This is a genomic window from uncultured Chitinophaga sp., assembly GCF_937874145.1.
In the GTDB taxonomy this organism is placed as follows: domain Bacteria; phylum Bacteroidota; class Bacteroidia; order Chitinophagales; family Chitinophagaceae; genus Chitinophaga.
Genome location: NZ_CALNBI010000066.1, coordinates 1 through 13,068, shown reverse-complemented (window position 1 = coordinate 13,068; position 13,068 = coordinate 1). Strand labels below are relative to the sequence as shown.

General features: G+C 58.0%; 12 protein-coding genes and 1 pseudogene. 5 read left to right on the top strand and 8 right to left on the bottom strand.

Annotated elements, in window-relative coordinates:
• The 3 genes and pseudogenes from Q0510_RS03080 to Q0510_RS03070 all read left to right on the top strand — a co-directional run.
• Positions 1-201: pseudogene (locus tag Q0510_RS03080) on the top strand (MFS transporter); the annotation flags it as partial.
• A 42-nt stretch (positions 202-243) separates the two neighbouring features.
• Entirely contained in the window at positions 244-681 is a 438-nt protein-coding gene (locus Q0510_RS03075) for a PepSY-like domain-containing protein (RefSeq protein ID WP_298708136.1), read from the top strand.
• Between the two features lie 37 nt (positions 682-718).
• On the top strand, positions 719-1,522 hold the full coding sequence (locus tag Q0510_RS03070) for an alpha/beta hydrolase (RefSeq protein WP_298708134.1): 804 nt from the start codon (positions 719-721) through the stop codon (positions 1,520-1,522).
• On the opposite strand, the gene Q0510_RS03065 is transcribed toward Q0510_RS03070, so the two are convergent.
• Positions 1,523-3,934, bottom strand: coding sequence for an ABC transporter permease (locus tag Q0510_RS03065; RefSeq protein WP_298708131.1), 2,412 nt, complete (start codon positions 3,932-3,934; stop codon positions 1,523-1,525).
• Positions 3,935-4,073: 139 nt separating this feature from the next.
• A complete protein-coding gene (locus tag Q0510_RS03060; RefSeq protein WP_298708129.1) occupies positions 4,074-4,430 on the bottom strand; it encodes a DUF3088 family protein in 357 nt (118 codons plus the stop codon).
• A 202-nt stretch (positions 4,431-4,632) separates the two neighbouring features.
• Between Q0510_RS03060 and Q0510_RS03055 the strand changes: the two genes are divergently transcribed.
• Positions 4,633-7,461 (top strand): FAD-binding and (Fe-S)-binding domain-containing protein, encoded by a 2,829-nt coding sequence (locus Q0510_RS03055; RefSeq protein WP_298708127.1) that lies wholly within the window; start codon positions 4,633-4,635, stop codon positions 7,459-7,461.
• A 3-nt stretch (positions 7,462-7,464) separates the two neighbouring features.
• On the opposite strand, the gene Q0510_RS03050 is transcribed toward Q0510_RS03055, so the two are convergent.
• Entirely contained in the window at positions 7,465-7,836 is a 372-nt protein-coding gene (locus Q0510_RS03050; RefSeq protein WP_298708125.1) for a DUF1801 domain-containing protein, read from the bottom strand.
• 103 nt (positions 7,837-7,939) lie between these two features.
• Here Q0510_RS03050 and Q0510_RS03045 point away from each other — a divergent pair, with 103 nt between their 5' ends.
• On the top strand, positions 7,940-8,974 hold the full coding sequence (locus tag Q0510_RS03045; RefSeq protein ID WP_298708123.1) for a linear amide C-N hydrolase: 1,035 nt from the start codon (positions 7,940-7,942) through the stop codon (positions 8,972-8,974).
• A 3-nt stretch (positions 8,975-8,977) separates the two neighbouring features.
• On the opposite strand, the gene Q0510_RS03040 is transcribed toward Q0510_RS03045, so the two are convergent.
• The 5 genes from Q0510_RS03040 to Q0510_RS03020 form a co-directional block, all read right to left on the bottom strand.
• Positions 8,978-9,268, bottom strand: a complete 291-nt coding sequence (locus Q0510_RS03040; protein ID WP_298708120.1) for a DUF1905 domain-containing protein — start codon at positions 9,266-9,268, stop codon at positions 8,978-8,980.
• 152 nt (positions 9,269-9,420) lie between these two features.
• Positions 9,421-10,230 (bottom strand): class I SAM-dependent methyltransferase, encoded by an 810-nt coding sequence (locus Q0510_RS03035; RefSeq protein WP_298708118.1) that lies wholly within the window; start codon positions 10,228-10,230, stop codon positions 9,421-9,423.
• Positions 10,231-10,377: 147 nt separating this feature from the next.
• Positions 10,378-11,766 (bottom strand): HAMP domain-containing sensor histidine kinase, encoded by a 1,389-nt coding sequence (locus tag Q0510_RS03030; protein ID WP_298708116.1) that lies wholly within the window; start codon positions 11,764-11,766, stop codon positions 10,378-10,380.
• The gene (locus tag Q0510_RS03025) at positions 11,750-12,448 is read right to left on the bottom strand and encodes a response regulator transcription factor (protein WP_298708114.1); all 699 of its coding nucleotides are present in this window, start codon (positions 12,446-12,448) and stop codon (positions 11,750-11,752) included. The genes Q0510_RS03030 and Q0510_RS03025 overlap by 17 nt, the downstream gene beginning before the upstream one ends.
• Positions 12,449-12,604: 156 nt before the next feature.
• Positions 12,605-13,068 (bottom strand): LytTR family DNA-binding domain-containing protein (locus tag Q0510_RS03020; RefSeq protein WP_298708112.1); only part of this gene is annotated, 464 nt, incomplete at its 5' end.

Here is a 13,068-nt window from a genome sequence, read left to right as displayed (position 1 = left end):
GGGATCATGAACATGGGCGGCGTGTTTTCCGGCGCGTTGATCACCGGCTGGCTGGGCAGGTCCACCGACGCGGGGAACCTCGGGCGCGATTTCGCGCTGATGTCGGTCGTGATCCTCGCTGCCGTAGTAATGCTGCTGGTCATGCTCAAACCCAAAGTGAAGGATTGCCGGGACGAAGGCGCGGAAAGCCGTACCGTTTGAAAATCCGGATTTCGTATCTTCAGATGATTAAATCTTTAGATAATGAAACCGTTATTGCTGATTCTACTATTGTGCATTTCCGCAGGAGCCTTTGCGCAGGACGTCCGCGTGACGCATGGCGTGCCCGCCGCCGTGGAGAAGAATTTCAAGAAGAAATTCCCCACTGCCAAGGGAGTGGAATGGGCGCGTAAGGGCGACCGCATGGAAGCCGATTTCGACGTTTCCCGCGTGGACCACAAAGCCCTCTACGACCAGAAAGGCAGGCTCCTGGCCTGGAAGTGCGACCTTCGTGCCGGGCAGTTACCCGCGCCGGTCCTCAAAACCATCCGTTCCCAATACAAAGGCTATAAAGTCGACGACGCCGAAAAAATCACCCGTGACAAAATGGAACTCTACCAGGTTGAGCTCGACGGCAACCCGGATGTGAGCCTGGTGTTCGACAAAGATGGTAAGGTGGTGGAAGATGCCGATTGGTGGTAATGCGGCTTTCCGGAGATAATTTTATATTTTAACGGGTATGAAACACCTGTTTTGCTGCTTTTTCCTGCTGCTGGGCCTGGCTGTATCCGCGCAGGACACCCTCTCATATCAACGAAAGAACAACCTTGCTTACCGCAGCGGTGAGCAGGATGCCTATATGCGCGAGCGCTGTGTGCTGGATGTGTATTATCCCGTCCGCAACGCGAAACTGCCGGTCATCGTGTGGTTTCATGGCGGAGGGATTACGGGCGGGGAGAAGTTCGTGCCGAAGGAATTGATGAACCAGGGTGTGGTGGTGATGGCGGTGAATTACCGGCTCAGCCCGAAAGTGAGCTGCCCGGCTTATATTGAAGACGCCGCTGCGGCGGTAGCCTGGGCTTTCCGCCATGCGGCGGAGTTCGGCGGCGATACCGGGAGGATATATGTAGCAGGGCATTCCGCCGGCGGTTACCTCACTGCCATGGTGGGGCTCGATAAACAATGGCTGGCCCGCCACCAGATCGACGCGAACCGCATCGCCGCATTGTTCCCCTTCAGCTCGCAGGCGATCACGCATTTCACCATCCGCAACGAAAGAAAAATCCCCGAGATCCAGCCTATCATCGACGCGTTTGCGCCCCTATACCACGTGCGGGCCGATGCGCCGCCGCTGTTCCTCTATACCGGCGACCGCGAGAAGGAAATGATGGGGCGTTACGAAGAAAACGCTTACTGGGCGCGCATGATGCGGCTCGCCGGTCATAAACACACCCATCTCTACGAATTCGACGGCTACGACCACGGCAATATGCCCGGACCTGCCTATCCTTTAATGCTCCAGGAAATCAGGAAACGGAAATAATCACTCCGTCCGCAGGCTCTTTACCGGGTTGGCATTCGCCGCCCGGAACGTTTGCACGAATATCAGCACCGCCGTAACCGCCGCCAGCATCATAAACGCTGCGAAGAACGGGTATGGTGTGATGCCGATGCGGTAGACATAATCATTCAGCCAATAGTTCATGATGAAGTAAGCCGCAGGGATCGCCACCAGCATGGCCACTGCGATCACTTTCAAAAATTCCTTCACAAACAGCGTGATGATGCTGCCGACGGAAGCCCCCAGCACTTTGCGCACCCCGATCTCTTTCGTCCGTTTTTGGATGCTGAAGGATATGAGGCCCGTCACCCCGAGGAGCACGATCACCAAAGCCAACCCAGTAGCGGTATACGCCGCGTATTTCAGGCGGAGTTCCGTATTGTACATGCGTTCCAGCATCTCGTCGGTGAACTTGTATTCGAACGGCGCACCCGGCATCAGCGATTCCCACTTCCCGCGGATGGCCTGCATCTGCGCCGCGATCCCGGCGCCGGGTGCGAGCTTTAGCGACATGTAGCGGTAAATGTTGGTGGCCGAGGGATGGACGAACACGATCGGTTGAACTGCCTGTTGCATCGAGGAGAAATGAAAATCCCTCACCACGCCGGCCACTGTGAGTGTAGCCGTAAATCCCGCTACGCGGAGCTGCTTCCCGATGGCGTCGGCTGCGTTATTCCATCCGAAGCGGCGCGACAGCGTTTCGTTGATCACAATAGCGCCGGCAGGCGTTTGCTGGCCGGGATCGTTGAAGAAGCGGCCCGCCGCCAATTGCATGCCGTACGTCTGCCCGTAATATTCATCGGCATATAACTGGTACGTCGTGATGGCATTGGCGGAATCCCTGCCGTTGCCGAAAACATTAATGCTGCCGCCGTTATTGCCGTCTGGGATTTCAAAGGAAACCGAAGCAGATTGCACCTGTGGCAGCTGCGACAGCTGGCCCCGGAAGTTTTGCATCCGTTGATAGCCTTCGGGCGTCCAGTCGCGGGGGAGCGGGAGGGAGACGAGATAAGATTTGTCGTACCCCAGCTGGTTGCTGAAGAAAAGCTGCACCTGCCGGGTGATGATGAATGCCGCCACCAGCACCACCGCCGCCGTGAGATATTGAAAACCCACGAGCGATTTGCGCAGGCCTGTTTTTTCGTGTGATGCTTTCAGTTTGCCTTTCAGGGAATCCGTTACCCGCAGCGACGACAGCACGAAAGCCGGGTACAATCCCGCCGCGAGCCCCGTTACCAGCACGAGCGCAAACGGGAAGGCGATGAAGTAAGCAGGGAAATCCCCCGGCCCCGGCAATTCCTTCCCCAGCAATTGACCGCAGGGCCCTTTAACGATGAAATACATTCCGATCCCTACCGCCGCGGCCACCAGTACCAGCATGCCCGATTCCACCAAAAACTGCCAGATCAGTTGCTTCCTGCGCCCGCCCAGCGCCTTGCGCACCCCGATCTCCTTCATCCGCGACGATGCCCTGCTCACCGAAAGGTTCACAAAATTGATAATCGCCATCAGCAGGATAAACAATGCAATGCCGGACAAAGTATACAGCATCCGCTTCACCAGGCCATTGCCGCTGTTGAGGTAAAAGTCCTGCAACGGTACCGCTTCCACGCGCACTTGCGCCGCCATTTCCGCCCCGGTGTGCCGCTTCACCAGCGATGCCATGGGCTTTTCCAAATCGGCGGCCGTAACGCCTTCGCGGAGCTCCACCAGGTTAACGATAAACGGATTGTTCCAGGTATTCATCTCGCGGCCGAAAAAGGGAAGGGCCGCCGCGGGGAGGAAGATGCCATTTTCATTGCGCGCATCCAGGCAGGTGACGCTATTCTTCGCCGGTTCCCTGATCACCGCGCCAATGGTAAACAACTGGCGTTTCCCGGCGAAGTTGGAGATTTCGAGCGTTCGTCCCGCCACATCTTTTTCTCCGAAAAATTTATCCGCCAGCCGGTCCGTTATCACCACAGCCGCGGCGTTTTCCAGCGCCCGCGGCGCGTCGCCCGATACAGCTTCGAATCCATACATTTTCAGCAGGGTGCTGTCGCCCACGGCGAGGTTCTCGCGGAATGCCTTGTCGCCCGCGTTCACCTGGCCGATAATCCCATCAAACCGGTAATAATCCGCCACCAGCGAAGGATATTCTTCCTTCAGCGCCACCGCCAGGTTGCCGAAGGTCGCCAGTTCGAAGCCCATGTTGGGATCTTTCCATTTGCTGAGCAGGATATGCTGGCGGGAAGCGTTCTTCAGGCCGCGGTTCACCTGCAGCTCGCTCCAGACATAGGCCAGCACGAGCATGGCGAAGGCAATGCCGGTGGCCAGCCCCGTGATGTTCAGGATGGAATGGAAGCGGTGCTTCAGCAGGCTTCTTTTCGCCGTTTTGATGTAGTTGGTGAGCATGGTGGTAAGTTGCGCCGGAAGAGGCGGCAAGCGGCATGCCAACCGTGGCGGTCCGGCAGGGGCGCACCTTCCGGGGAATGGCCCCTGCCGGAAACGTCCGGAATCGGACAGGCGGCGTGCAGGGACGGACACGCCCGGTTCAGGGATGCGGCAGCGAAACGCCCCACTTCTCCCCGAAAAACCGCGCAATTACCATCGTATCGTTCGTGAAATGACGCCCGCCGGCGTAGGTGAACTGCCCGCTCAGCGGCCAGGGATCGTCTTCCGGGCTAAATACCAGCGCCGGGCAATTCTGGTGCATAGGCCCCAGCAGCGCCGCCAGCGGGCCCCTGGGACGGGGGAAGTCCACGTAAATCACCTCCATACGGTCGCGCAGGAAAGGGTAATAATGCAGGATGCCCTCTATCCGGGCGCAGTCGGGGCAGTAGTACGTCTGACCCGGAAGGGACAGCCGTTCGTCCGGGAAATCAGGTTTCAGCAGGAATAATTGAATCATAAAGCTATCGTAACCTCTTTCCGAAAAATAGCCGACCGCAGGCCGGTTTTCCAACAAACATAGCCCGTAATGCCCTTCCGCCCGCCGGAATGAAGGAATAGCCTCTTAAATCCAGCTTTCCCGGCCGGGAGATTGACTATTTTCCGCCAAACCCGTACCTTGGAGTGTTTTTATCTCTACAAGGAAACAAATCTGACAGGACATGGAGGCTATCGGACGCGCATTGGAAGCGATTCTTCCGGCGGATCGCATTAAAACGAGACTGATCGACATCTTATCTTACGCCGCGGATGCGGGATTCTACCACCTGGAACCCAAAGCCGTTGTTCAGCCGGTGGGGGAAGAGGAAGTGAAGGCGTTGTTCCGGTTCTCCCATCAGCATCGGATCCCGCTTACTTTCCGCGCAGCGGGCACCAGTCTTTCCGGCCAATCCGTTACCGACGGCATCCTCGCCGATCTCAGCCAGCACTGGCAGGCCATGAAGATCGAAAACGACGGCGCCACCGTGCGGGTGCAGCCCGGTATCACCGGCGGGATCGTGAATGCGCGGCTGCGGCAGTTCGGCAAGAAGATCGGTCCAGACCCCGCCAGCATCAACTCCGCCATGATGGGCGGCATCCTGTCCAACAACGCCAGCGGCATGTGCTGCGGCGTCAGCAAAAATTCCTACCACACGGTGCAATACATCCGTTTCATCCTCCCGAACGGCTTAACCTTCACCACCGAAAACCCGGAAGATTACCAACGGTTCCGCGAACACTGCGGCGACCTGCATGATACCCTGCTCCGCCTGCGTGACAGCGTGCGGGCCGACGAACAGATCCGCGAGCGCATCCGGGCCAAATACCGCACCAAGAACACGGTGGGCTATTCCGTGAACGCATTCGTCGATTTCGACGACCCGCTGGATATCCTCGCGCATTTGCTCGTCGGCGCGGAAGGCACGCTGGGCTTCATTTCCGAAGCGGTGATGCGCACCATTCCCGATTATCCCGAGAAATCCACGGGTCTGCTCTATTTCCCGGATATCCATACCGCCTGCTCTGCCATCGTTCCGCTTACGGAATCCGGCGCGGAAGCGGTGGAACTGATGGACAGGGCCTCGCTGCGCTCGGTGGAGCATCTGCCCGGCATTCCCGCACTGGTGAAAACCCTGCCCGAGCCGGCAGCGGCCCTGCTGGTGGAATACCAGGGCAACACGCAGGAAGAACTGGCCGTGAAGAAAGATAAGTTCCTCGGGCTTGTGGGCGCCATCTCCCTCATCGTACCGCCTACTTTCACGGAAAACCCCGTGGAGCAGGCCTACCTCTGGAAGATCCGAAAAGGCATGTTCCCTTCGGTGGGAGCAGTCCGCCAGAGCGGCACCACCGTGATACTCGAAGACATCGCCGTGCCGGTAGCCCGCCTGGGCGACGCCATCCTGGACCTGCAGGTGCTCTTCGCAAAATACGGGTATGAAAACGCGATTATTTTCGGGCATGCCAAAGACGGGAACATCCACTTCGTAGTGACCCAATCGTTCGATACGCCCGCCGAAATCCAGCGGTACGATGCGTTCATCCGCGAAGTGGTAACGCTCATCGCCGGGAAATACGACGGCGCCCTCAAAGCCGAACATGGTACGGGCCGCAACATGGCGCCGTTCGTGGAAACGGAATGGGGGCCCGGCATCTACGAAGTGATGAAAGCGCTGAAGTCCGCCATCGATCCCGAAAACCTCCTCAACCCCGGTGTGCTGATCAATGCCGACAAGGAAGCACACATTCGCAATCTCAAAGAACTGCCGCGCGTGGAGGAGGAAGTGGACAAATGCATGGAGTGCGGTTTCTGCGAATACAAATGTCCCAGCCGCAACCTCACCCTCACGCCGCGCCGCCGCATCGTGGTGCGCCGCGCGCTGGTGAAGCTCAAACACCAGAACCGGAAACAGGACTACCAGCAATTGCTGAAAGAATATCAATACGATGGCCTCGATACCTGCGCGGTAGACGGCCTCTGCGCCGTGGCCTGCCCGGTAGACATCAATACCGGCATGCTCGTGAAGCGCCTGCGGCGCGAGAACCACAGCCCGTTTGCGAATAAAGTGGCGCTGCAGGTGGCCAAGAATTTCAATTTCGTATCCAAAGCCGTATGGGTGGGCCTCAAAGCCGGCTCGGCGGTGAACAGCGTGTTCGGGGAACATGCGATGACAGGCCTCACCAAAGGTATCCGCAAAGTGATCCCCGCCATGCCGTTGTGGAGCAGCCATCTCCAGCCTTCCAGCTGGCAACCTCCGGCCGCGGCTACGGTTGCGGAAGTGGAAGGTCCGAAGGCGGTGTATTTCCCTTCCTGCATCAACCGCATCATGGGCGGTTCGGAAAAAGGGAAAAAGACGATCACCGAAACATTCGCTTCCGTGTCCCGCAAAGCGGGCATCTCCCTCATACAACCCAATGATATCGGCGGCAACTGCTGCGGCCAGATCTATTCGTCCAAAGGCTACGGTCCGGCATACACGCATACCGTCAACGCCACCATCGAAAAGCTCTGGAAATGGACCCGGGAAGGCCTTTCGCCCGTGGTGCTCGATATTACGTCCTGCACCCACACGCTGCGCGACTGCCGCCCGGCGCTCACGCCGGAAAACAAAGCCCGCTTCGATGCCATGCGCATTCTCGACAGCATCGAATATCTGTTGGAAGAAGTTTTGCCGCGGGTGGAAGTGAAACGTAAGAAAGCGAACATCGCGCTGCACCCGGTGTGCTCGTTGCAGAAAATGGGGATCGAAAATAAATTTTCACAAGTGGCGAAGGCGCTGGCCGATAACGTCACGATCCCGGTAAATGCAGGCTGCTGCGGCATGGCCGGCGACCGGGGATTCCTCTTCCCCGAGCTCACCGCTTCCGCTACGCGGCCCGAAGCCAATGACCTGAAAGGCGGCTGCCACGACGGGTACTACTCTTCCGCCAAAACCTGCGAAATGGCCATGACGGAAGCTGTTGGCAAGAACTACGAATCGATCGTGTACCTGCTCGATGAATGCGTTGATTAACCTTTACTTTTTCTTAACGGGGATAAGGCCTTTGCGGTAGAAGTCCAGGGCCTCGTTCAGCATGTTGTGCAGTATCGTTACCGGGAGATCCGCTTCCGGGTCGAACGTCATGACTTTCATGCGTGCCCTGTCGCCCTGTTCGAGGCCGGGGTAATCCAGTCGTTTCCCTTCCACCATCCCGATGTAGGGCGTTTGCGTTTTGGCGTCGGTCCGGATGAAGCAAAACATTTTCCCTTTGTAGCAATAGCACGGCATGGCGTATTTCCATTCGGCGGTGATGTGCGGGTCCTGCGCCAGGATGATGGCGTGCAGCGCAAGCAGGCAGCTTTTTTGCGGTTCGGGGAGGTGTTGGAAGTAGATATCAACCTGTTTCATGGAAAAGCGGGGTATGATCCGGCACCGAATGTACGGATTTTCAGGTGTGCGGCTACGGCTGAACCTTTCCGGGATGGGGAATGTTGTATACGAAAAGGTGAATATGAAACTCTCTATGCGAACCCTGTTGCTGGGCGGATTGCTGGCCGTAAGCACCCCGGCGGCTGAAAGCAGCGCCTGTACCCGCGTGGTGTACAAAGGACTGAACGGAACCCTGCTCACGGACTGGAAAGAAGACATTCATACCAATCTCTGGATGTTCCCGCGGGGGATGCAGCGCACCGGCGAAGTGGGGCCCAATTCCGTAAAGTGGACCGCCAAATACGGCAGCGTGATCGCTTCGGGATACGATATTTCCACGACGGACGGGATGAATGAAAAAGGGCTGGTGGCCAACCTGCTCTTCCTGGCCGAGTCGGAATACCCGGCTTTTACGGCACAGAAGCAGGGATTGACGATCGCGGCCTGGTGCCAGTACGTGCTGGATAATTTCGCTACGGTGAAAGAAGCGGTAGACGCCCTCCGCCAGGAAACCTTCGTGATCGTTACGGACAAGATCCCCGGCATGGACCGCCTCGCGAACCTGCACCTGTCCATCTCCGACCCCTCGGGCGACAATGCCATCTTCCAGTATGTGGGCGGCAAGCTCAATATCCACCACAGCCCGGAATACAATGTAATGACCAATTCCCCCATCTTCGAAAAACAACTCGCCCTGAACGAATACTGGCAGGAGATCGGCGGCACCACGATGTTGCCCGGCACCAACCGCGCGGCCGACCGCTTCGTGCGCGCTTCCTTCTACGCCCAGGCCATTCCCAAAACGGACGATACCCGGCAAGCCGTGGCCAGCGTATTCAGCGTGATCCGCAATTGCTCGGTGCCCCTGGGCATATCCACGCCGGATCAGCCCAATATTTCGTCTACCCGCTGGCGCTCCGTGTCCGACCAGAAAAATCTCGTGTACTATTTCGAAACGGCCCGTACGCCGAATACTTTTTGGGTGGATCTGAAGAAAGTGAATTTCGCCCAGGGCCAGCCGGTGCACAAACTGCCGCTGACGAAGGACGAAACTTATGCCGGCGATGCAGGCAAGCACTTCGTGAAAGCGGAACCCTTCAAGTTCCTGGGGCTGTAATCGTTACAATCTTTCTTCCAGCGAAACAGAAACCGTGTCGCCGGCGGATTTGCGGATCACATCGCGCAGCTCCGCTTTGACCGGCAGCTTGTGCATACCGTTTCCCAGCGCCATGAAGGCACTGCGGAAAGGGTGCCCGTCTATCTTCCCGCTGACTTTCACCAGTCCGCGGGTGCCGAAGAAGGTTACGGAATCGGGCCAGATAAGGTAAGTCCAGCCGCCTTTGCTTTCGCTTTGCTGTAACCGCGCCGTAAAACGGGCGGATATTTTCCCTTTGGGTTGACCGTTTTTCATATCCTGAAATTACGCCTGTTCCATACAACAAATGCAGGCAGAACGCGACAATCCCGGGTGGTAAATGCGCCGTATGGCCTTCACGTGCAATGGATTCGCTGTCGTGATCCCGCACTGACGGCTTTGTCGTATTTGCAGAAACGCTTACTGCATTATTCCGGGTTCCGGCCGCTGACAGCCAGGAGGTACAGCTGCATGGACTTCCCCGTGCCGGCCACCCATTGGCCGTAATCTTCCATGGCGGCGAGGCGTTCGGCTTCGGTTACGTAGCCGTCATTGACCAGCTGCACGCCGCGGGAGGCCGCTACTTTGGTCCAGATACCGGCGGTGGCATTGAATTCCGGAGATCCGGCGAGGGATATTTCGTGGCAGGATTGGGTGGAGATTTGGGTGAAACCGGCTTCGCGGAAGAGGTGCACCAGCCGGTCGGCGATGCCGTTATCGAAGCCGGCGTCTTTCCGCCATTGCAGGAAAGCATCGTAGAACCGGCGCATGGAGGCGGGAGGCGCGGGGGCCCAGGAGATTTTTTCGTGGTTGTAATCGAGGATGGAAACGATGCCGCCAGGGCGGAGGAGCGCCCTCATGCAACGGAGCGTTTGCAAGGGATCGGGCAGCCACTGCAGCACACGGGCGGAGGTGATGAGATCGAATTTTTCAGCTGTCGCAAAGGTATGGATGTCCGCCACTTCGAACTGCAAACCCGGCGCGCCTGCAAACTGCTGCTGCGCCTGCGCGATCAGGAATTCTCCCGTATCGATCCCCGTAACATTGCCGCCGGGCGCCACACGCTCCGCGATGCCCGCAGTGATGGCGCCGGTTCCGCATCCCGCGTCCAGCACACGGAGGCCGGGACGAAGCAGCGGAAGGAGGTTGCTGTTGTCGGTTTCGACGGTCCTGCGGTCGAGGACGGTGTTGGTGCCTTCGGGCATGCGGGCCCTGCTGGTGGCAACGGAATCGCTCATGGGTTTGGGTTTGCGTCAAAATACATCCTTTCCGCAGATTATCCTACCGTCTTCCCCGGCCGGCTGATCATCACGATCCCCGCGCCCGCGCGCTTTACCGCTTCGGCCGCCGTATTAAGACGGTCTAAGAATTGAATTAGAATGAGATTAGAAATCGTCGGGGAGCCTCCCGGCGGGGAGGATCACCCGCACGTCGGTGCCTTTGTCTTCTTCCGAAAACACCTGTATCGTGCCGCCATGCAGCCGCACGATGTTGAGGCTCAGCGACAGTCCCAGCCCGTAACCCTGGAACAGCGCGGTGTTCGATGCGCGGAAAAACGGCGTGAAGATCTGCTCCAGCTCCGTGGCCGGGATGCCGATGCCGATGTCTTTCACCGAAATCACGATCCCGTCGTTGTCCGCCGTCAGCTTCATCACCACCACGTTATTTCCGGAATATTTGCAGGCATTGAGCACAACATTGGTGACCGCGAGGTTCAGCAGGTTCGTGTTTCCCCGTACCGACAACCACCATTCATCTTCCGGCAGCTGGTTGTAATCGATGATCACCTGGTTCTCCGGCGCGAGGTTGTCCACTTCTTCCTTGACGGTCCACAGCAGCTCGTCGATCCGCACGTTTTCATAATATTCCCGCTTGCCGTCGTACCCCGTGGCGGCGAGGCTCAGCAGGCTGTTGACGATCTGCCGGAGCTTTTCGCTTTCCTGCATGATCACCTGGAACGAGTACCCGAGTTCATGCCCCGGGTCCATGCGCGACAGCGCCAGTTCGGCTTCGCCGCCGATGATGGTCAGCGGTGTGCGCAGGGAATGGGAGGCGTTGCCGATGAAGTTGCTCTGGATGCGGAAGGCGGTTTCCAGGCGGTCGAGCATGCCGTTGAAAGTGGCCGCCAGCTCGGATATCTCGTCTTTCCCGTTGCCCTTCGGCAGGCGCAGGTTGAGGTTTTGGGCATTGATGTTGTCCACCTCGCGGATGATCTCCCGCACGGGCCGGAAGATCTGGCGGGAGAACAATATGCTGATCGTGAATACCAGCCCAACTGCCAGAACCCATCCCGACATGAGCAGGAACCGCAGGTGCCCCAGTTCCTGGCTGCCGTAGAGGTCGCCGGCGTAGGTGATCACCATGAGGTCTTCAGGGTGAGTGGTGTCTTTGAAATACATCCCGGCGTACGACAGCCCCGCGAGCTGCTGATGGGCTTTGCCTTCGCGGATAACGCGGGTGTAGAAATCGTCCGGCAGCGGGAGGGGAGAAGGGTACCGGAGGCCGGTGGCGCCTTTTTTGATGCGGAGAACGTAAACTTTTTCGTTGGGAAGGTCTTGCAGGTGCTTTTCCTTCACTTCATAATAAATGGCGGTGCTGCGCTCGTCTTCTTCCAGCGTGGCGTGCCCGATGATGGCGGCGCTTTTTTCGAGCCGCTTGAAGAACGATTGCCGTACGTTTTGTACGGAAAATACATAGATGAAAATGCTGAGCAGCAGGATGATGGCGGCCATCAGGCCGGTAAACACCAGCGTGAGCTTATACCGGATCTTCATGATATTGTTCGCGCATGGCATACCCCATGCCTATGACGGTGTGGATGAGGCGGGGTGTGAAATGCTTGTCGATCTTTTTTCTTAAATAATTGATGTAAACGTCCACCACGTTGGTGCCCATGTTAAAATCGATGCCCCATACTTCTTCGAGGATCTGCACGCGCGACAGTACATTGCCGCGGCTGCGGAGGAGGCATTCGAGCAACCGGAATTCGGTGGCGGTGAGCACGATGGATTTGGAGGCGCGCCATACCGACTTCTTATCCAGGTCCACCACCAGGTCGGCCAGCCGCAGTGCGTTCTGTGGCGCCTGGGGTTTGGTGGCGCGGCGGGTAAGGGTGCGGATGCGCGCGCTCAGCTCTGCGAGCTTGAAAGGCTTTACGAGGTAGTCGTCGGCCAGCGTATCGAGCCCGGTCACAATGTCTTCCGTGGTGCCCAGGGCGCTGAGGATGAGCACGGGCGTATGGGCATCGGCCTGGCGGATGGCGCGGCAAACGTCGAGCCCGTTCATGCCGGGCAGCATAATGTCGAGTATGACGAGGCCGTAGGCCTGCCGGCGGAAAGCTTCCAGGCCGGAGGGGCCGTCCATCGCTACGCTCACGGCGTATTCCTCTGCGTGAAGGCCCCGCTGGATGAGCGAGATCACGTTCGGCTCGTCTTCAATCAATAGAATATTCACCATATATGTATGCGATATACGTCAAGAGGCACAATGGATGCGGGTTTTATGGCTGTAGAGTGTTGGCTGAAAATGGCAAAGGAAGGTGTAAATATAGGAAAAAAATCCCGGAAAAGCCGTGCTGCGGGATATTGCCGGCGGCCATGAGCCGTTTTTGCCTCATTTTTTCAGCAGCCGGTCGCGCAGCAGGCGCTCCAGGACGGACTCCCGCAACGTGCGCGACAAAGGCACCTGCACCTTCCCCAGCTCGATCACATTGCCTTCGATGCCGGTGATCTTCGCGGCATTGACGATATAGGATTTATGGATCTGCAGGAACGGCGGGTCGGGGAGATGTTCCAGCACGGATTTGAGGGTGGCGTGGGTGATGAACATCCCGCCTGCGGTATGGATGCGCACGTAATTCTCCATGCCTTCCACATAAAGGATATCCGCCCATTCGATCCGAATGAACTTATCATCGGCACGGATGAAAAGATGATCGGCGGCGGGCGCGGCGGTTTGTGGAGATAAGATGTCGCGGGCGCGGTTCGCGGCCCTGGCCGAGACCCGCTTGCCGCGGTAGGTGACCGTGACGCGCTCGCCCGGTGCGAGGCCCCGTACGGTCAGCAGCTGCTTCGTGC